19 protein-coding genes are annotated in these 18,729 nt (G+C 62.3%); 9 read left to right on the top strand and 10 right to left on the bottom strand.

Features of this window, described 5'->3' with window-relative positions; translation table 11 throughout:
• Positions 1–135 precede the first annotated feature (135 nt).
• The 3 genes from PV646_RS36870 to PV646_RS36860 all read left to right on the top strand — a co-directional run bounded on the left by PV646_RS36870 (position 136) and on the right by PV646_RS36860 (position 1,774).
• Positions 136–561 (top strand): helix-turn-helix domain-containing protein, encoded by a 426-nt coding sequence (locus PV646_RS36870; protein ID WP_500346935.1) that lies wholly within the window; start codon positions 136–138, stop codon positions 559–561.
• 144 nt (positions 562–705) lie between these two features.
• Positions 706–1,365 carry an NUDIX hydrolase gene (locus PV646_RS36865; RefSeq protein ID WP_500346934.1) on the top strand — a complete coding sequence of 220 codons (660 nt, stop codon included), beginning with the start codon at positions 706–708 and terminating at the stop codon, positions 1,363–1,365.
• Positions 1,337–1,774 (top strand): NUDIX hydrolase, encoded by a 438-nt coding sequence (locus tag PV646_RS36860; protein WP_500346933.1) that lies wholly within the window; start codon positions 1,337–1,339, stop codon positions 1,772–1,774. The genes PV646_RS36865 and PV646_RS36860 overlap by 29 nt, the downstream gene beginning before the upstream one ends.
• A 69-nt stretch (positions 1,775–1,843) precedes the next feature.
• On the opposite strand, the gene PV646_RS36855 is transcribed toward PV646_RS36860, so the two are convergent.
• The 3 genes from PV646_RS36855 to PV646_RS36845 all read right to left on the bottom strand — a co-directional run bounded on the left by PV646_RS36855 (position 1,844) and on the right by PV646_RS36845 (position 4,601).
• Positions 1,844–3,676, bottom strand: a complete 1,833-nt coding sequence (locus PV646_RS36855; protein WP_500346932.1) for a serine/threonine-protein kinase — start codon at positions 3,674–3,676, stop codon at positions 1,844–1,846.
• Between the two features lie 84 nt (positions 3,677–3,760).
• On the bottom strand, positions 3,761–4,078 hold the full coding sequence (locus tag PV646_RS36850; protein WP_500346931.1) for a hypothetical protein: 318 nt from the start codon (positions 4,076–4,078) through the stop codon (positions 3,761–3,763).
• Positions 4,079–4,091: 13 nt separating this feature from the next.
• On the bottom strand, positions 4,092–4,601 hold the full coding sequence (locus PV646_RS36845) for a nucleoside-diphosphate kinase (protein ID WP_500347074.1): 510 nt from the start codon (positions 4,599–4,601) through the stop codon (positions 4,092–4,094).
• Positions 4,602–5,154: 553 nt separating this feature from the next.
• Here PV646_RS36845 and PV646_RS36840 point away from each other — a divergent pair.
• Positions 5,155–5,904 (top strand): hypothetical protein, encoded by a 750-nt coding sequence (locus PV646_RS36840; RefSeq protein ID WP_500346930.1) that lies wholly within the window; start codon positions 5,155–5,157, stop codon positions 5,902–5,904.
• 8 nt (positions 5,905–5,912) lie between these two features.
• Complete coding sequence (locus PV646_RS36835) at positions 5,913–6,374, top strand: hypothetical protein (RefSeq protein WP_500346929.1); 462 nt, start codon at positions 5,913–5,915, stop codon at positions 6,372–6,374.
• Positions 6,375–6,645: 271 nt separating this feature from the next.
• Here the strand turns inward: PV646_RS36835 and PV646_RS36830 are convergent, their stop codons facing one another.
• From PV646_RS36830 to PV646_RS36810, 5 genes are read right to left on the bottom strand one after another with little or no spacing between them, the layout of a single operon-like run.
• The gene (locus PV646_RS36830) at positions 6,646–7,431 is read right to left on the bottom strand and encodes a DUF6339 family protein (protein ID WP_500346928.1); all 786 of its coding nucleotides are present in this window, start codon (positions 7,429–7,431) and stop codon (positions 6,646–6,648) included.
• Positions 7,428–8,327 (bottom strand): hypothetical protein, encoded by a 900-nt coding sequence (locus PV646_RS36825; RefSeq protein WP_500346927.1) that lies wholly within the window; start codon positions 8,325–8,327, stop codon positions 7,428–7,430. Before PV646_RS36825 ends, PV646_RS36830 begins: the two co-directional genes overlap by 4 nt.
• Positions 8,324–10,378, bottom strand: a complete 2,055-nt coding sequence (locus tag PV646_RS36820) for a hypothetical protein (protein WP_500346926.1) — start codon at positions 10,376–10,378, stop codon at positions 8,324–8,326. The genes PV646_RS36825 and PV646_RS36820 overlap by 4 nt, the downstream gene beginning before the upstream one ends.
• Positions 10,378–11,376, bottom strand: coding sequence for a PD-(D/E)XK motif protein (locus PV646_RS36815; RefSeq protein WP_500346925.1), 999 nt, complete (start codon positions 11,374–11,376; stop codon positions 10,378–10,380). The genes PV646_RS36820 and PV646_RS36815 overlap by 1 nt, the downstream gene beginning before the upstream one ends.
• Positions 11,376–13,946, bottom strand: a complete 2,571-nt coding sequence (locus PV646_RS36810; RefSeq protein ID WP_500346924.1) for a Z1 domain-containing protein — start codon at positions 13,944–13,946, stop codon at positions 11,376–11,378. Before PV646_RS36810 ends, PV646_RS36815 begins: the two co-directional genes overlap by 1 nt.
• A gap of 305 nt (positions 13,947–14,251) precedes the next feature.
• Between PV646_RS36810 and PV646_RS36805 the strand changes: the two genes are divergently transcribed.
• From PV646_RS36805 to PV646_RS36795, 3 genes are read left to right on the top strand one after another with little or no spacing between them, the layout of a single operon-like run.
• Positions 14,252–15,367, top strand: a complete 1,116-nt coding sequence (locus tag PV646_RS36805; protein WP_500346923.1) for a DNA cytosine methyltransferase — start codon at positions 14,252–14,254, stop codon at positions 15,365–15,367.
• Complete coding sequence (locus PV646_RS36800) at positions 15,364–15,828, top strand: very short patch repair endonuclease (protein ID WP_500346922.1); 465 nt, start codon at positions 15,364–15,366, stop codon at positions 15,826–15,828. The genes PV646_RS36805 and PV646_RS36800 overlap by 4 nt, the downstream gene beginning before the upstream one ends.
• A 7-nt stretch (positions 15,829–15,835) precedes the next feature.
• The gene (locus PV646_RS36795) at positions 15,836–16,219 is read left to right on the top strand and encodes a hypothetical protein (protein ID WP_500346921.1); all 384 of its coding nucleotides are present in this window, start codon (positions 15,836–15,838) and stop codon (positions 16,217–16,219) included.
• Here the strand turns inward: PV646_RS36795 and PV646_RS36790 are convergent.
• A complete protein-coding gene (locus PV646_RS36790; RefSeq protein WP_500346920.1) occupies positions 16,195–16,992 on the bottom strand; it encodes an NmrA family NAD(P)-binding protein in 798 nt (265 codons plus the stop codon). The two genes, PV646_RS36795 and PV646_RS36790, sit on opposite strands and share 25 nt — an antisense overlap.
• Positions 16,993–17,081: 89 nt before the next feature.
• On the opposite strand from PV646_RS36790, the gene PV646_RS36785 reads away from it, so the two are divergent.
• Entirely contained in the window at positions 17,082–17,843 is a 762-nt protein-coding gene (locus PV646_RS36785; protein WP_500346919.1) for an AraC family transcriptional regulator, read from the top strand.
• Here PV646_RS36785 and PV646_RS36780 read toward each other — a convergent pair.
• Positions 17,800–18,705 (bottom strand): LysR family transcriptional regulator, encoded by a 906-nt coding sequence (locus PV646_RS36780; protein WP_500346918.1) that lies wholly within the window; start codon positions 18,703–18,705, stop codon positions 17,800–17,802. The two genes, PV646_RS36785 and PV646_RS36780, sit on opposite strands and share 44 nt — an antisense overlap.
• Positions 18,706–18,729: the final 24 nt, after the last annotated feature.

Raw genomic sequence — 18,729 nt, 5'->3', positions numbered from 1 at the left:
CGACCAAAAGATCGGGATGATTTCATCCCATCCAGGTGCAAAGGGAGCCAAAACCGCGGCCACACCCCTCGTTACGAAGGCCGCGGAATTGCCTCCGCGCTACGCTCAGCAGCGAGGCGGAGCGCGGAGGAATACGTGGCGGACGATTGGGGCGCGGTCGCAAGAGCGATCAACCAGCGCATGACCGAACTCGGCATGAATCAGCGAGAACTCACGGAGCGCTCGCAAGTGTCGAAGGCAATCGTTGGAGAACTCCAGAACAACACCGTTCAGCGTCGGCGCAGCGACCGAACGCTCGAAGCCCTCTCCGTGGCGCTCGACTGGCACCCCAACCACCTGGGCGCAGTACTCGGTGGCCGCATCCCGCCGCAGGTAGGCGAGCCGGTCGCACGTGACGATGACGTCCTCGGCCGACTGGCCGTGATCGAGCATCAGTTGCGCGAAATCACGGCGGCTCTCGGCGGAATCGACGCTCTTGCCGACCAAGTCCGCGAGATAGACAAGAACGTCAAGAACCTCGCCGGGAACCTCGGTATCGACCGCAAACAACTCGGGCGGTGATGGATTCGAATGGCTGTTTCTCATGCCAATGAGTCAACGATGAAATCCGCGCACAAACCATGCACGTCCAGTGCAAAACCACTGCAAGTTCCATGCAACTCCACTGCACTTCGCCAGCGAGCGGCGGTGTAGACCGTGGATCGCGTGCACGACTGGACCGGCCGCACAGCGACCGCGCTCCAGCGCGCACTACGCGAGTCCAACGAGACCTTCGCCGCCACACTCGGTCTCTCCCCACGCGCAGTCGCGAAGTGGCACGCAGAGCCCGACAGCCGGCCGCGCCACGAGACCCAGCAGCTCCTAGACCGCGTGCTTGAACGCGCGTCAGCCTCCGAGCGAGCGCGGTTCGCGGTAGAGCTTGAGCCTCAGCAGCCAACCGCGCACCCGCCCACGAAGTCGAGCAGCGGCCATGTCCTAAGAGTCGCGATCGCGATCGTCGTAGATGACGGAAATGTGCTGATGGTCCAGCGCAGAGAAGACCACGGATCGACGTCGTGGCAGTTCCCTGCCGGAATGATCAAGCCACGCGCTTCAGCCGAAACCACAGCGATCCGCGAAACGCTCTCCGAAACAGGCGTTCATTGCCGCGTGACACGGCACCTCGGTAGCCGGTTGCATCCAATCACTCAGGTGTACTGTGAGTATCTTCTCTGCGAGTACCTACACGGAGAGGCGCAGAACGTGGATGTCGTAGAGAACGTCAGCGTGATTTGGACTCCAAGCGACCGACTCACCCGGTTCATCCCCGCAGAGACCGTCTTTCCTCCGATATTGGATGCCCTGGAGGTACGAAACAGTGAATGAACAGGCACCTGACGGCACGCGACCCCCTATTGCTGCCGCTGTGGTAATTCAGGATGGAGCCGTGCTGCTCGTTAGGCGTCGAGTCAAGGAAGGTAGCCTTTCCTGGCAATTCCCTGCAGGCGAAGTTGAAGCCGGCGAGTCACCCGAAAACGCCGCCGCCCGCGAGGCCAACGAGGAAACGGGGATCACGGTCTCCAACGGCAATATCCTTGGAGAACGCGTACATCCCAACACTGGCCGCACAATGATCTACATCGCCTTTTCTTCACCGGAAGGCGAGGCTGGAGTAGTCGACGAAGAGGAGCTTGACTCATTCGCGTGGGTCACGCACAACAAGCTGACCACCTATGTCCCGTATCCATTTTTTGGGCCGGTACAGGATCATCTTGACGCAGAACTAAAGAGTTGACTTAAAGATGGAGAGGGTTTCGACGCCACAAAGACACCGAAACCCTCTTCACAACACAGAGGACTACCACTATCGAAAGGATCGCGCAATCACGCGCTGAAGAAGCCCGGTATCGTCGTCGTTCTCCCAAGTGACAGCCTCAACTTCAACACCATCAAGGAAACCGACACCGTTTATTTCCCGCACCTCTTCCGAAAGCGGCGCATTTGTAACTACGACCACCTTATGAAGATTCATTCGATCGGCAGCGGCGACCGCTTTGACTAGGTCCTTTCGAACCAGCTGACCCCGCTTCTTATGCTTCACCTCAACGGCGGCCAACCCACCATTCTGCGCCCTAACAACGTAATCCAAGGCCCCGGACGGCTCGTTGCGGTCGAGATCGCCCATACCAAAACCTGAGATAACCACACCAATTTTAGTTTCGTAGTCTAATGCGCCCGTACTTAGCGAAAGTTCCGGGTCAAACATCGCGAACATCTCCGCCGCATCACGGCGAGCAGGCGGGCGCACAGGAGGATCCTCTACATCCAACTCCTGGAGCACTACAGCAGAGAACAGCTCAAGCAGCGACTCGGAGGTAAGCGCGGCGCGCAACGCAAGCACGATGCTGTTTGAAGGCCAGCCAAACGGGTAAGCTCGAAGAAAGTCGCTATCCGTCGCGATTCCAAACATTTCTTGCGAAGATTCTTGCCTAAAGCGGATAATGGACCAACGCAGACCATTTTCTGTTTCTTCGCATACCAGGTTTGCCTTAACTCGACCCGAGCTAGAAGCCCCTTCTTGAAGCAGAACTATGCTCGCAAAGCACACTAGATCATACTCGTGATCCCACTCTTGATTAGCAGAGAGAACAACATTTAGCTGATGGCGCTTTAGCCTGAGGAACCAGGTCGAGGTTCTCTGCTCTTTGGAGAAAATGACGTCGATGGACATTTCTTGCAACTGGGCATACGCGGTCTCTACTACGTACTCAAGGCGCGCAGCGGCATCCTGATAGAGCTTCTCCGTCCTTTGCTGCCTCGCCCGATTAGCGTCTTCCAACGCGTCCATTTTTGAGTACGCAAGCTCAACTTGTAGAAACCTTTCCTGCAGGGCAGACTCGACCCTGCCGCACAGGCGAAGCACATCCTCAGGGCTTGACGGTCGAGCCTGAGGATCCTTCGCCAGAAGGCGATTAATCAACCTTCCCAGTACCGGCCCAACTGCAGCATCAATCACTGGGACGACAGTCTCGTGGTCGCGCCGAAGATTGCTCGAACCCAAGAATGGCGGCTGACCCATTCTCAGCGCGTAGACAAGGCAACCGAGCGAGTACATATCAGTAAGTACATTCTCGCTATTTCCAGAAAAGAGCTCAGGGGCCCAGTAGTCCAGCGTTCCGGTCCCCGTCCACGTGGCGGTCCCAGAGTTGCCTTCAATCTTCGAAACACCAAAGTCAGCAAGGCGCCACGCGCCACCAAAGTAAAGAACATTCGATGGTTTAATATCTCGATGCAACACACTCGCTACACTAAGCTCCTGCAAGCCTGCCGCTATCTGGCGCACGATCTCAAGGACCTGCTCATCGGAGACTCGCCCCATCAATGCTGCCAGATCCTTTTCCGCCAGCGGCATCACATAGTACTCGGCATCGGAAATAGAGAACCGATCGTCAACAAGCAAAAGATGCTCGTGCGGCAAAGAGCGAAGCGACTGGCTGACCTCCCACTCACGCTCCAGCAAGCGACCCTCGTAATAGTACTCTGCCGAAGCATCACCCGCCTTGCTGTTTCGCAATTCCTTAACGGCAACCGGATCGGTCCCGTTCTTTGTGGCCTTATAGACCGTCACGAAGCGACCTTGATAAATAGGCGCGCCAATTTCGTAAAGGTCTCCACTCAGCCCACGAAATTCTGTCACGGAACTCGATTCAACTTTCTCGGGACTCAGGGTCTCTTGATCACAGAAGTTCCACCGTCGTCGCCACGCGAAAATCCGGCAAGTTCATACCAGAACGTCCGCCAAACGGTGACGCACAATCCCAGAATGAAATAGGCCCGGTATCGGAATCTCGCCGACCTGCATGCGCGTACTCGCAACGTCGTTAATCGCAATCGACGGTTGAGAATCCAGGAGCTCGATGCATCGCAGCGCCCAGACCTTTGCTAAATCAAACCTTCGACGCCCGTCAATATCCCGACTGCGATAAATGAACGCGATCGCATAAGCGGTTTCAGCAGCCACACGCTGATCCTCGCCAGCTTCGCGACCGAAAGCCAACACCAATTCCTGTAGCGACACGTGGCGGTCCGTGCCACTCATTGAGTTCCTCCAGTCAGAAAGCAAACTTCTCTGCAAGCGTTTCGTACTCGAACTGCTCAGCAGCGCCAAACCAAAGCTCGACCTCATACTTCGCTTCTTCCGAGTTTCCGGAAGCATGTACGAGGTTCATTACAGCCTTGCCACTCACCTCGGACGAGGATTTCGTCTGATGGGCGAAGTCACCGCGCACCGTTCCAGGAGGCGCCTGATCCGGAAAGGTACTACCGATGATCTTCCGCACCTTCGCGACCGCGTCGACACCTTCAAGCACGAAAGCCATGACGGGACCGCTTTGCATAAACTGAGCTGTGGCATTATAGATATCTGATCCCGCACGTTCTTCAAGGTCGAAGTAGTGCTTGCGAGTAAACTCGGCGTCCAGCAGCTTCATCTTGACACCTACGATCTTTAGAGCAGCGTCCTCAAAGCGCGCGATAATCCGGCCGGCTAGGCCTCGGGCAACCGCATCCGGCTTCAGCAGGACGAGGGTCCGCTCAACGCCGAGATCTTGCGAGTCAGACATCATTGCCCTTCCCTCGTTGGACGTGTGACCCAGACCATACCGGCTACGGCAGCTAAAGGCAGCCGACCTCAACCCGTGCAATGCCGAGCCTCCGACCAAAGAAGGTTCCAGCTGCGCATCAGACGTCGCAACTCTCCTAGTGCCGCGGTCCCGACTGCCAAGGTCACGATTCAACCGACAGCCTGGCACACCTCCCGTGGCACTTCGGCGATGATTACTCCATGACACGGTCGGCTTTCACTCGGCGCTGTAAACATCAAGCGCGCGGCTAAGCCTCCGGTGACAACACCTGACTGACGTGTCTAGCGTGACGTTCGGCGGGTAGTTTTCGACCGAAACCGCAGGACAGATCCAGAGCTACCTTGCCAAAGACCAAGGTTGCATACCAAATTTGGTTCAGACCATTCAACAATTTTGTTACGGAAACTAAGTAATTCCATCCCAGCGCACCAAGTTAGGCTTACTTAAGCAGGGATGGCGGCGTCACCTGCGAGCGTTTGCACTAACCCGGTGTAGGGTTCAGTCGAAACTTTAAGATCAAGAGGGGGCGTGAGTGTCAGAGGATCTTGAGAAGTTCGGCTTCATCATTATGCCGTTCCGCGAGGAACTTGATTGGCTTCGCCATGCGATCGTTGCTGCAAGCGTTAGCGAGGGCGTTAAGGCGAAGCGTGGCGACGACGTATTCACGTCCGGAGCCGTTCTTGAGCAAATCCTTGCCGACATCGATGCGGCAGATGTTGTATTTGTCGTCTGCACCGGGATGAACGCGAATGTATATTTCGAGCTAGGGTATGCATGGCGCGATCACACGCCGATTCTTATCGCGGACAACGCCGAGAATCTTCCGTTTAACATCCGACATCTGCGGACAGTTATCTATGGCGGCAAGACCTCGGAGAACAGTAGCGATACTTTGCAATGGCGGCTACGCCAAGCCATCAAGTCCTCACTTGCAGAAGGACGGATTCCACGAGGGAAAAGGCTGCAGTCTCCACCCTCACGCAAGGAAGTTGCACGACTTACCGCTGCGCTGCATAAGCGGAACAGGGGTAGCTACGACTTTGTTCTTGCCAACGACGGAACAGTGACTCTTACCGGCGTAGACGTAGCTGTGCCAGAGGAGGCCTCCAGCTTCTCGGTTTATAGCGAAGAACTCCCCATTGACGAGATGCGCCCTGGAGATCGCATCACTCTGCACGCGTTCGCCGTAATGGGTGGAGGAAAGAGCATATTTGACGTAACCCTCCGGGGTCACTCACCTGATGGAAATTTGCTGGAGTTCAAGTCGAAGATCAGCATCTAGGAGATCGCATGGAAGTGTCCGTGGAGATTCCGCTAGATCCATCAGGATTTATGCGACGTGAATGCCCTACATGCGAACGCCAGTTCAAATGGTTTCCTGGAGGCACAGCGGATAAGCCGGACGATTTTGCCGACCCGGAAACTTATTTTTGCCCATATTGCGGCGTTCCATCGGGAACTGATAACTGGGCTACGTCAGCTCAAATCGAGTACGCGCAAAGTGTAGCTATGGGCGTTGCTATGGAGCAAATCGGTGAAGAGCTGCGCGATACACTTGGGTCATCGCGCAGCCGAGGCTTCAAACTGAAGGTCTCAGGCTTTGAAGCTCCATCCGCTCAATCTCCTCCGCATGACCCCGATGACATGATCATGGTCGAACCACCATGTCATCCCTTCGAGCCGCTAAAAGTGTCGGACGAGTGGAGTGAAACTCTTCATTGCCTGATCTGCGGCAGGGTCTTTCGCGTCTAAGGCCGACTCGGAGCCGTCAGCAGATGATCTACCGAGGGCCACCAGCTGACGCGACCCGACGTGGAGCCTCTCGTGGAGCCAACCCGGCGGAACGATGACTCCAGGTGGACTTATCGAACGTGGCTCCACTCTAAAAACGCAGGTAGAGCGGCTGGGTGGTCACGATTGCATCACTTCTAATCCCGAGGTCGCAGGTTCGAATCCTGCCAGGGGCGCTGGACAGCAGTACGCGTAGAGGGCCTGCCGTCGTGACGGCAGGCCCTCTACGCGTCTATGCGTTGGCGGCCTCACGCTCCCGCAGCTTCTTCTCACGTACGGCCTGAACACTCTCGTGCGCGGCACGCATCAGCTCCGCGTCCAGATGACTGTCTTCCATCGCCTCGAAGCACACGAACGGCGCCAGCCGGAGCAGGCGCTTCAGGAAGTCGCGAAGAACCTCGCGCTCGTTCGCTCCGTCACGCTCCAGCCCGCCCCACACCCGAAGAATCGCCTTCACCAGGTACGGGCTCCCGCCCAGGGCTTTCCGACGGGCGTAGATCTGGTCGAACGCGGCCTCTCCCAGGATCGCTAGCGCCGAGTAGGGGTCTTGCGCGGCCGGATCGTGGACGAGGTTCGCTCGCCACCACAGCCGGCCGAAGACGTGGCGTGTGATGTCGGACGCCTGCACGCGGTCCGGTTTCGGTACGGGATAACGCCAGTAGGCGACGTCCGGGAGGAGCACCAACGCGAGGAATGCCCAGACATCTCCGGACGCCGCCTCAGCGGGAACCAGTCCCATCTCGCTGTGCAGCATCTCGGCCAGGGCCAGATCGAACTTGGCTCGGGACGACTGGTCGGATCCACCTGGATAGCCCGCTTCTGCGGCCAACGCGACCACTTTGGCGCGCAGTGCGGTGAGATCCGCGGGGGCTACGCGATCGCCGCCTGTTGCCACGAACACGGCCGAAAGATAGGTCGTCTCGTGACGCCTCATGAGTTCGAGCAGGTCCAGATCTTGATACTCGCTGTAGAGGGCTTTGGCGTGCCACGGCAGAAGACGGGGATACAGGCGGCTCATCGCGCCTCCTCGAAGATGCTCACGGCAGCTTGGACCTCGGTCGCGAACAGGCTCGGGAACTGGTCACGCCGTCGGCGAAGATGCTGAACCGACTCGTGCGGGAAGAGGTTGGACAGCAGGTTCTGGAGCGTCGCGCCCAAGCTGTCCTCCGCGTAGTCGCTCTCATCACCGAAGTCCGGATCCGCCAACGCGTGCTCGATCATGGTTCTGGCGATGTCGGCGTACGCCGCGGACAGGTACACCTTGTCGATCGGCCGGGGTGACGCGGCGTTCTGGAATGCGGTCACCACCGCCTTCTTCTGTTCGTTGACGAGCAGAAGAAGGGCTCCCATCGTGGCGGTGTTCAGCTCGTCGCTGAGCTGCACATGCCACGCGGCATCTGCGGGGAGGGGGGTGGGTTCGAAGTCGACCACGGCGATGGGGAACTGCGGTGCATCGCCTTGTAGGTGCAGAGTGCGTTTGCTCGTCCACAAAACCGAACCGCCGCGACGTGGAGCCGCGACCGCACCGGTGTCACTCGCCTCGGCGAGAACCAATTGCGTGTCGAGAGTGAGCAACCCTCCCAACTGCGTGCCGGACAGCTCGATGTCGAGTTCGACGTTGTGGGCCCCGCCGCCTGACAGGGAGATCCGCTGGGCAGTGCCCCGCAAACCCGATCCTGTCGCCGTCCACACGACCACCAGCGACAACCGGACGTCCGACGGCAGTCCTGTCGACGCGTACACGGCGTCCAGGTCGATGTGGACCTCGTTCCTGAGACGGAGGCTCATCTGGTAGTCCCAGTCCGGCAACGCCTCCGGCAGGTCGAGGCCCTCACCGTCGACGACGAGCATCCACTGCTGCGCTTTGACGGCCTCATCGCCCGGAGTGCGGTACGGAAGCGCTCTGCGACTCACCTCGCCACCTCCGCACGCTTCACCGCGACACCGATCTCCGTGACCGTGTCAGGAGCGGGAACGACGAGCAGTCGCCAAATGTCAGGACCTCCGGAGACGACGAGGTCGCTCGTTCGGTCGAGCAGTCCTCGCTCACTCTCCCAGCCGAAGAACTCCGGTCGAGCCGCGCCGATGGGCGGATCCGTCTCCCGCACGCCGTTACCCGGCAACAGAATCGACAGTTGAGGCGAGACCTGCTGCGTGCCGGGCACGGGTAGCCGGAACTCCTGCACCAGAACGACGTGTCCGTCACGGGTCTCGTAGTAAGGCTCAGCGACGTACTGCACCTTCGGGCGAGCCGCCGGCCGTGGTGGTCGAGGTGCGGACGGGAGCGTGCCGGCCAGCGACTGCCAGCCAGGACGCCTGTCTTGCTCTGTCATGTCCGGCAGAGGACCGATTCGATCACCGGCGACGTTCTGGTCACGGGTCTGTCCACCGCCATCCCAGGCAGACACGTCAGGTACGGGGTGCGGGTCCGACGAGAAGGGTTCGGCCACGATCCCGTCGTGCTCTTCCGGTCCCCACTCGACGTCGTCGTCCTCGCTCGGCGCCACCGGGCTCTTCTTCGGCTTCCCGAAGCGAACGCCACCACCGATTCCCCACGATCCGGTGACCAGGCTGGAGAATTCCCTGCTCGCGGCACCCAGCGGCACCTCCGCACCAGGCGACTTGACCTTGTCGTTGATCGCGACAAGTGCGTCGAGCTTCTCCTTCAGACGCGTGAAGGCGACCTTCACGAAGGTCTTGTCGTGGCCCTCCAACGACTGCCACGCCCAAGCGTCGTGAGTCGGTGGTTCGGAAGAGGCGAACGTCGCGTCCATCTCCGCCGTCACTCGAAAGACACCGGCGTAGGACAGGTACTCCGCGGCCGGCTTCGGACCTTGGTGGTAGGTCACGACGAGTTCAGCGGTACGCATCAGGCAGACGTGGTGCACGGTCTTTTCGATCCCCATGCCGCCGGCCGCCGGCGTGGGTTCCAAGGGCAGCGCCGGCCGCTTCTCCAAGCCGAGCCTGCCGAGCACTCGTCTCGGCTTGAACGATTCGAGGACATGACCGTTCTCCGCTGAACACATGTTCTTGTAGGCCTCGACGAAGAGGTCGATCGGCCGAGTGGTCATCGGGTCAGGAACGGTGACCTCAGAACCCTGGTGTCGCACCGAGAACGTCATCGGTGGCCGTCCGTTCGCGTCCGGCAGCATCTTCGGCCACAGGTTCCACAGGATGGTGTCAGCCAAGTAGTCCGTCGCCTCGCGCGGGTCGCGGTCACCGAGTTCGGGAGCGATCACCACGACGCTGGTTCCGGTCTCATCTGACTCGAAGGCGCGCAGCCCGAGCCGATAAGCCATCATCTCCGCGTCTGGGCCGGTCAGCGGCTCTACGACATCACCCTCGTTGTTCCCCCACCAATGACGTCCGGTGTAGCGCGTCGCATTGGCGCCCTTGCCCTTGATGTGGCTCTGCCACATCGCGCACCCGATGAGGCGGGTCTCGAACCCGCTCTCGACGCGACAGCGGGTGTGCACCAGTACAGCGCCGGACTTCGCGATCAGGTAGAAGATGCCCTTGCCGAATCCATAGGTGCCGCCGCCGAGGGCGGTGTCCCGCGGCTCCCCGATGTTGCGGACGAAGGACACGAAGTCATGGTCCTGAGTGACCGCGCTGTCGGCTCGCGTCGGTCCGCCCAACCCACTGGTGCCTCTGTCCGAGATCGTCAAGATGTCGATCGTCGGCGCCGACAACAACGCTCTGAGCGGAAGATGTTCGGTCTGCGGTGCGTCTCGCAGGAGTTCATCACGCCAGACGGGCGCGTGCGCGGGACTCACCGTCTGGTAGTCGAGCCGGTAGTCGACCGTCTGCCCAGGAAGCCTTGCGTCCCAACTGTTCTGAGCGGACTCCCGCACCAGGACGGTCAGGAGGTCCAGCTCCGGGCGACCGAGCTGGTTGCGGATCCCCTCGGCGGCACTCGCCCCCTCGGGCGGGAAAGGCTGGGAGTACCACGCTGCGTTGTTCATCAGTTCCCCCGAAGGATCTCGGCGAGGCGATCGTCTATCTGCGACTTGTCCAGCGGCTGGATCGCGACGGTGTCCAGGTCGACTGTGTAGTGGACGTCCCTGACCGACTCTGGAATCGACTCGGAGCGAACGCGGGGGAACGAGTCGGTGACCTCGTACCACCGTTCCTCGTGAACGGTGAACCGAACATCGCGGTAGAGATCCGCGTCCACCGGGCGATAGCCCACCATCGCCAGCTTGGCGAAGAATCCGCTCTCGTCATCGGCAAGACACCGGATCTCGTCGAGCAGATCCAACAGCCTCATGCCCTGACCCTGCGTCCGGGCGAGCCTGAACCACACGAGGTCCAGGTCACCTCCATCGGGCGCCTCCAGTTGCGCGGCACCGTGAACGCGGAACCTGCGCTCTTCCTCCGCCAGTGATGACTTGACCTCGATGGCGTGTGCTCCCACCAGGATGTCGTGCCGGGCGCCACCGGGCCCAAGCCACCAATCAGTGGCGGTGGGCCACGACTCCAGCAACCGACGCAGCACGAGGAGTTCTCCGAACAACCCTGCGAGCTGCTCCGGGCCGAGCTCCGAGGACGACTTCTGGAACAGCGATCGCCATCGGTCGAGCACCGAGTACAGGGCCTTCAACGGCCGATCCGGTGTTGCTTCGACAGCCTGAAGGACATCCACGCACAGACTCGTGAACACATCGTTGAGATCGGTTCGCGCACAGCACAGATCGGCGTACCGCACGTAGAACTCCTCGTCCTCGAGCGGTCGCTCCCGCAGGCGCAGCGCCGAACCGTCTCCGCTAGTCCGCACGTGCTGCTTCGAGGACAACGGCACGAGCAGGTGACGAAGGCCCTCGTGGTCCACCGCGGCGTTGAGAACCCCGCTGCTCGAAACCGAGGGAAGCTCGGAGGTCCAGAGCCTGTTCGACGCGGAGGCCACCTCTTGTTCGAGCTTGTTCCAGTGCCCGTCCAACAGGTCTCGGAGCCGGTCGGCCATCACCTCTCCTCTTCGTACAGGCTGGTGAGGTCTTCCTCCTCGATGTCGACCTTCGACAGGTCCGCGCTGACATACGTCCACTTGACCGCGTTGTCCTGACCGCTCGGTTTGGGGAACACCAACCCGACACCGATGGCGTCCTCTTCCAGCCCAAGCGGCTCACGATGCGTCTTGTGAGGTTCGGAGTTCTTGTCGATCGCGTAGAGGACCAGGAGTCCGGAGGACGGCTGCTGGGAACGACGCAGGACCTCGATCGCTTCTTCGGTGAGGCTGCTCTTGCTCCCAGGCGTCCGCAGGTCGATGGCCGCGTCCCTGCGGCTCATCAACGTCTTGATGTCCACTGTTCCGTCGAGGACGGCTCCCGGCAGTCGAGCACGAGTGTTCTGGCCGACCTCGACGCCGGGTGCGAACGCGAACGATCTGGTGTCAGGCCTGCCCAACGGGTTACCGACGATCGCGACGTTCCACCGTCGCAGCGCGGAGGCCGCGGTCACTCGCTTCTTGATGTAAGCGGCGATCAAGCTCGCGTCGCACTCCTGGGACCTCTCGTGGAACTCATAGGTCTCCAGAAAATCGAGCACACGCTCATGGGTGACATCACGGAACAGGAACCGTCCATCGGCGACGTCGGGATCCTGGGGCGCCCCGTCTGCGATCGAGCCCGCGATGAGCCCTCTGGCCGCCTGCTGGTTGTTCAGGAGCCACATGGGATCCGTCCTGAAGTACCTGGTCTGGACTCGCTGCCCGCCGTACGCGAACTCCGCCTTGACAGCGTCTCTCATCTTCGCCGCAGCCGTGACCCTGAGCTTCGGATGGGTCCTGAGCCGCACCGCGAACTGCATCGGTGTCTTGTCCTCGACCATGTACACGTCGATGTCGCGTCGCATCTCGTTCTCCACCGTGGCAAGGTGGCGGAACCAGTCGCGAAGCTCATCTGTCATCCAGATCCGGGGCAGGTCCGCGTAGCCGTTGCGATAGCCGAACCACCGTCCCATCTGCAACAACGTGTCATACGCTGAAACGGCCCGGACGAAGTAGCTCACCGCCAACCCTTCAAGGGTGAGGCCGCGGGACAACGTGTTCCCGCCGACGGCGATGGCGGTGACCGGACCACTTTCGTAGTCGAGCCTGTCCTTGCTGCTCGAGTTGTCCATCACGACCCGACAGGACCGGATGGCCTCCGCCAACATCGGCTCGAGTTCGCTAAACTCGAGGGTGCGCTCGCCGAACTCGGCTGCGTCGACCTTGCCCGTCTCCTTCTCCCAAATCTCCCGAAACTCGTCGAGCAGATCGCGATCACCTGCTTCGACCGCGTGCAGGCACTTCTCGCGCAATCCTCGAAGCGGTGGGCCGAAACTGTTGTGCACCGAGGTGTTGACGCTCGTGTGGATCAGCATGGTGCAGTGGGCCTTGCCGGTGCCACGCACACGTCGAGCGGCCGTGGTGAGCCAGAAGTAGAGAACTGCCTGGCGCAGACTTCCCGTGATCGTGGGCGTGAAGCCGTCGACCTCTGTCTTCGAGACAGGCCGAACGAGGCGAACCTCGCCGTCGGGCACTTCGCGGATCATGTCGTGCCCGTCGAAGACGTCTTCGGGGTCCTCTCCGTCCAGCGCGTCCCGTCCGAACAGCACCTCAGTGCCGAAATGCCCTTCCGGTTGGGGAAGGTTGACGATGAAGTCCTTCGGATAGAGGTCTTCAGGCACCGAAGGATCGATCAGGAGGTTCGCGAACGGCGTGGCCGTGTACCCGACGTATGCGGACTTCGGCAGGCGATTGAGGATCCGGCAGATCAACGGGTTGATCGTCCCCGTCGCCACGGTGGCCTGGTCGGCCTCGTCATCGATGATCAACGCCGGACTGTCGCGCAGGTGGTCCTTCGCAGACGCAAGCCACTGGTCGAACTTCTCCAGTACGGCCTTGTTCTTCTTGATGACGCACAGGACGTGCTGTTTGTTGGCCGTGGCGAAATACGCGGCGGCGTTGGCCGGTGGGTAGAAGTCCTTGTCCGGGTCCGTGAGCTGCATCCACCCCGAAGGGTTGGGCCTGACCAACTGCTGCTCCAACCGCAACTGCGTCTGCCTGCGCAGACCGTTGTGGATGCCCGCGAGCACGATGAACAACTTGTATCCACGATCGGCCGCTTTGGCCATCACGGCGGTAAAGTTGGTGGTTTTACCCGATTGAACGTATCCGACGACCAAACCGCGAGTGGAGAACGTCTTTTCCTTCGGGTGACTGAGCATCGAGACGACCTTGGTCGACGCCGCGTCGAGATTCTCGATCGACGAGTCGGACCAGCCGTCTTTCGCCAGCAAGCTCTCGATGGCGGGCCAGCACTTGTCTTTCGGACGAGGACCGGTGTACCAGGTGAAGCGATTGCCGAGGACCACCGACCTCGGTTCCTCGCGCTCCTTGATCCTGATCGTCTCCTGTTCGTGACGATCTCTGACCTGCTGCAACAACTCCTGGTCGATACTGAGGATCTCCAACTTCTTGATCGCCTGGTCCGGCGTACCGGACTCCAGCAAATCCAAGAAGACGTCGTACACCTGATCCAGCTTGGACGACACAGATCCTCCACCAGTGCGGGCAGAACGCGTTCCTGAGGCGCTTTTCGAGCGAATTCGCTCCAGGCCTCTCATCTGCCAAGTAACTCCTACGATCGCACAAGACGACCCATTCGTTACTCGAATCGCCACCATCCGACGGAACTGTCCTCAGATGGAGTACAAGTGGACACCGTCCGCTATCTGACGCCACGCCGGCGGTCGTGTTAGGAGGGTCGCGTCCGGCCGGCTAGCATGTGAACACAGGTTCGATCAGCTGGTCGAGCCGGGTCACGGCGACCTCACCGGCTACGCAGAGTTGGAGCTCGATGTCCGATCGGTCCAGAGCCAGTGCGAAGACGCCACCGCTCAAGGTGATCGATCTGTTCGCCGGGTGCGGTGGTTTGTCCGTGGGGTTCCGCGAGTCGGAGCGCTTCGCGCCCGTCGCCGCCGTCGAAAAGGATCTCTACGCGGCGGCCACCTATGCGGCGAACTTCGGCGAAGAGCACATCCACCAAGGCGACATCGCGGACTGGGTGAAGGGTGATCTGCCCGAGGCCGATGTCGTCGTGGGAGGTCCACCGTGCCAGGGCTTCTCCAACCTCGGCGCCAAACGCGAGGACGACGAGCGCAACGACCTGTGGGAGCGCTACGTCGACACGCTGCTCAAAGTGAGGCCCAGGGCCTTCCTCCTCGAGAACGTCGACCAGTTCCTGAAGACGAAGCAGTTCGCCGCGCTCCAGAAGCTGACCCGACCTGGTGGGGCGCTGAGCGACTACAGCATCGATTTCGGAATCCTCCGGGCCACCGACTTCAACTCGTACCAGCATCGTCGCCGTGCCATCGTCATCGGCACCCATCGTGACATCGACCCGATATCTCTGCCTGCGCGCCAAGTCGCCCCTGAAGCATGGGCGACGGTGAAGGACGCGATCAGCGACCTCAACCAAGTGGTTCCGGCGGCCCAGGTCGATCTGCCCCCAGGGCGCGCGTACGAGGTCTTCGGGCGGGTGGTTCCGGGTAAGTACACCGCGAACGAACTGCACATCACGCGGAACTATCAGAAGCTGTCGAAGGACCGGTTCGAGGCGATCCCGGAGGGTGGGAACCGGTTCGACCTTCCCGATCACCTGAAGGCGCCCTGCTGGATCAAGCACACGACCGGGTCCGGCGACGTGATGGGCCGGCTGCGCTGGGACAAGCCATCGGTCACGATCCGCACGGAGTTCTTCAAGCCCGAGAAGGGCCGCTACATCCACCCGACCGAGAATCGTGCTCTGACCCACCACGAAGCCGCCAGGCTGCAGGGTTTCCCCGACACCTTCGAATGGTGCGGTCCCAAGCTCGAGATCGCTCGCCAGATCGGTAACGCGGTGCCGGTGCAGTTGGCTCGATACCTGGCAGGACACATCGCCAAAGGATTGGCCGACCGAGCCGGCGGATGACCGAGATGAGCATCGAACGACCGACGAAGGCAGCCAACGCCGGGGTTCGCCGCAGCATGCAGAGCAACAAGGGCCGCGACACGAAACCGGAGTTGGCGATCCGGAAGCTGTTGCACGCGCGCGGCCTGCGCTATCGCGTCTCGTACCGACCGCTGCCCAGGGTTCGGCGTACTGCGGACATCGTGTTCACCCGGCTCAAGGTGGCCGTGTTCGTAGACGGCTGCTTCTGGCACGGCTGCGAAGACCATCACACGGTCGCGGCGACGAACGCGGCCTACTGGGCCGAGAAGGTCCGCCGGAATCGTGAGCGCGACCAGGAGACCGACCGGCTGCTGCGCGACGCCGGCTGGTTGCCGATTCGAATCTGGGAACATCAGGACCCAGTGACGGCGGTGGACGACATTTCAGCTGTTGTCGCGTTGTCGAGCAGGCGAGGCGCCTCGCCCGGCGCCCCTGAATAATCGGCCCGTGGACAAGACGCGGTTGGGCATCGGGCTGGTCGTAGGTGTGCTCGTGGTGCAAACGGTCGCCAGCCTGCTGTGGAACCCCGACCCGACGCTGACCGGCATCGCCCTCACCTTCAACGCCGTGGCCGCCGTGTCGACGTTCCTCTTCATCAGGCGCGGCGGGCAGGCGGCGTGGGTCGTCGGCGGGTGGTGTGCCGGGTTCTTCGGGTGGCACGCGCTCGGGCTCGGTGAGCTGGCCGGCTGGTGGACGACCGGGCTGGACGCCGCGTTCCTCGTTGGTGGCGGGTACCAGGGGTCGGTCGTCTACCAGGCGGTGATGGCCACGGCGGCTGGGTTTGCCGTGCACCTTCTGCTGCCGCGTCAGCGCCAGGTGTCGGAGACGTAGGCGTCGAACGACTTCGCCGGGCGGCCCAGCAGACGGGCGATGTCGTCTGCGGGGGTGGCGAGGTGGCCTGCCCGCATGCTTTCGAACATGCCGTTCAGTTCGGTGGCGACCTCTTCGGGGGCGCCTGAGGCGAGCAGGGCCTCTCGGTATTCGGCCCGGGTCAGTTTCACCAGTTCCACGGGGCGGCCGGTGGCTGCTGCGATCTTGGCCACGGCTGACTCGAAGGTGATTCCTTCCGGGCCGCTGAGGTCGTAGGTCTGGCCCTGGTGGTCGTCCGTGGTCAGGGCCAAGGCGGCTACCTCGGCGATGTCCTGGACGTCCACGAACGGTTCTGGGGTGTCGTCGGCGGGCAGGGAGAGGCGGCCTGCCTCGATTTCGGGCTGCCAGACCTGTTCGGAGAAGTTCTGGTTGAAGTTGTTGGCGCGCAGGATGGTCCAGGGCACCGTGCCTTCGCGGACTGCCTTCTCGGCCGCGTGCATGCCCTGGAAGACCTCGGGTGGGGTCTTGTCGAGGCCTCGGCCTGAGAGCAGGACGAGGCGGCGCAGGCCTGCGGCCTGTTCTACGAAGGGGGATGCCGCGGACGGGTCTTCCGGGGCGATGACGTAGGCCGCGGTGGCGCCGTGCAGGAACGGCTTCCAGGTCGACGGGTCGTTCCAGTCGAAGCCGGTCGCGCGGGAGGCCTTGCGCACCACCGAACCGGCGGCTTCGAGGGTGTTGACGACGCGGCGGCCCGTCTTGCCGGTGGCGCCCAGTACGAGGATCTCTTGTGTCATGCACCCAAGCCAACCGGCGAGCGGGGCTCGAGCACATGGGTGAGAGTTCATCGATGATGTTCGATCGTTCGGGCCGTATCGTGAGGGGTATGGAGCCGTTCGACGAACTGTTGCGCGGGGTGCGCGCGGATGGTGCCGGGGTGAGCCGGACCGAGATCGACGGAACGCGGGTGTTGCCCGGGCTCACGTTGTACGCGGTGGCGTCGGGTGAGATCAGCGTGCGCGGGGAGGTCGCCAGGGCCGGGGACATCCTGGTGGTGCAGGAGTCCGTTGCGGCGCGAGGGCGTGCTTCGGTGGTGAGCGGGACGTACGCGATCACCGGAGCGGTGGCTCGCCGGCTCACGGCGGTGTTGCCGGACGCGTTGGTGGCACCGGGCACCGAGGAGTGCGCGGCCTTCTACGCCGGCGTCGGCACGGACGGGCCGAGCGTCATCGCGGATCGGTTGCTGGACTGGTTGATGGTGTGCGCGCTCAAGGAGTGGTTCGACCGCGAGCACGGTGACGGGTGGCTGGGCGCTCAGGCGGACGCCGTGGTGGGGCCGGTCCTGAAAGCCATGCACGCACAGCCTGAACGCGCCTGGACGCTCGCCTTGCTGGCCAAGGAGGCCGGGGTGGCGCGGACGACGCTGGCGAGCAGGTTCGCCAAGCTGGTCGGGGTGCCGCCGTTGACGTACCTGACGGAGTGGCGGATGGCGGTGGCGGCCGATCTGCTGGCCGAGTCGTCGGCGACGGTGGCTTCGGTGGCGCGCCGGGTCGGGTACGCGGACGCGTTCGGGTTCAGCGTCGCGTTCAAGCGCGTGCACGGGTTCAGCCCGAGCGAGTGCCGCAGCCGGTGCGCCGCGAGCGCGTGACGTCCAGGCAGCAGCGGACGAAGTCGGCGGTCGCGTCGCCGGCGTTCGGCAGCCACGCCACGGCCACGTCGCTGGGACTCACGCCGGTCACGGGCACGTAGACGATGTCCGGCCGGGAGTAGAAGTGGGGCGTGGACGCCGGAACCAGGGCGACGCCGTAGCCGGAGGCGATCGCGCCCAGGAACTCGTCGGGGTGTTCGGTCACGGCTCCGACGCGTACCTCGCGACCGTCCCTTTCGGACAGCGCCAGCCAGTGCTCGCGCCAGTTCCCCTTCAGCGCGGGGGCGACGATGACCGGGTCGTCCCACAGCTCGCGGAACTCGATCGACGAACGGCCTGCCAGCGGGTGAACGGAAGGCATTGCCACACAACGGGGTTCACTGAACAACGTCCGCACGCCGAAGGTCTCCTCGCCCGGGAACGGCAATCGCAGCAACGCGACGGGCACCTCCGCCCCGGCGAGGCCCGCCGTCGGATCCGACCACGGTGCCTGCCGCAGGTCGACGCGCCAGCCCGGCCGGACCCTGCCGAACGCCGTGACGATCGCCTGCGTCGCGTCGTTCGCCGCGCTGGCCAGGAACCCGACCCGCAGCACACGGGCGGCGCTGCGGGTCTCGCTCACCGCGGCGTCCCAGCCCGCGAGCACCGGCGGCACGCGCGCGGCGAGGGCGTGGCCCGCCTCGGTCAGCCTCATCCCGGTGCTGGACCGCGTGAACAGCCGTACGCCCAGCTGCGACTCCAGGTGTTTGAGTTGTTTTGTCAGCGATGGTTGCGACACGAAGAGCCGGTGCGCAGCGCGCGTGAGGTTGCCCTCCTCGGCGATGGCGGCGAAATATCTCAGCAGCCTCGTGTCCACGTCCATGCCGTCAGGCTATGGAGCCGGACA

Origin of the sequence: Streptomyces sp. ID05-26A (assembly GCF_033794685.1) — a bacterium.
Classification (GTDB): domain Bacteria; phylum Actinomycetota; class Actinomycetes; order Mycobacteriales; family Pseudonocardiaceae; genus Lentzea.
Note: the sequence above shows the minus strand (reverse complement) of the source record. Positions and strands in the feature narration are given on the sequence as shown.

Bases quoted from the DNA above. Each gene is read 5' to 3' on its own strand.
- PV646_RS36860 (WP_500346933.1), top strand. From the start codon at position 1,337: ATGCCCTGGAGGTACGAAACAGTGAATGAACAGGCACCTGACGGCACG.
- PV646_RS36850 (WP_500346931.1), bottom strand. From the start codon at position 4,078: ATGAGTGGCACGGACCGCCACGTGTCGCTACAGGAATTGGTGTTGGCT.
- PV646_RS36845 (WP_500347074.1), bottom strand. From the start codon at position 4,601: ATGTCTGACTCGCAAGATCTCGGCGTTGAGCGGACCCTCGTCCTGCTG.
- PV646_RS36835 (WP_500346929.1), top strand. From the start codon at position 5,913: ATGGAAGTGTCCGTGGAGATTCCGCTAGATCCATCAGGATTTATGCGA.
- PV646_RS36830 (WP_500346928.1), bottom strand. From the start codon at position 7,431: ATGAGCCGCCTGTATCCCCGTCTTCTGCCGTGGCACGCCAAAGCCCTC.
- PV646_RS36820 (WP_500346926.1), bottom strand. From the start codon at position 10,378: ATGAACAACGCAGCGTGGTACTCCCAGCCTTTCCCGCCCGAGGGGGCG.
- PV646_RS36815 (WP_500346925.1), bottom strand. From the start codon at position 11,376: ATGGCCGACCGGCTCCGAGACCTGTTGGACGGGCACTGGAACAAGCTC.
- PV646_RS36805 (WP_500346923.1), top strand. From the start codon at position 14,252: ATGTCCGATCGGTCCAGAGCCAGTGCGAAGACGCCACCGCTCAAGGTG.
- PV646_RS36800 (WP_500346922.1), top strand. From the start codon at position 15,364: ATGACCGAGATGAGCATCGAACGACCGACGAAGGCAGCCAACGCCGGG.
- PV646_RS36790 (WP_500346920.1), bottom strand. From the start codon at position 16,992: ATGACACAAGAGATCCTCGTACTGGGCGCCACCGGCAAGACGGGCCGC.
- PV646_RS36785 (WP_500346919.1), top strand. From the start codon at position 17,082: ATGGAGCCGTTCGACGAACTGTTGCGCGGGGTGCGCGCGGATGGTGCC.
- PV646_RS36780 (WP_500346918.1), bottom strand. From the start codon at position 18,705: ATGGACGTGGACACGAGGCTGCTGAGATATTTCGCCGCCATCGCCGAG.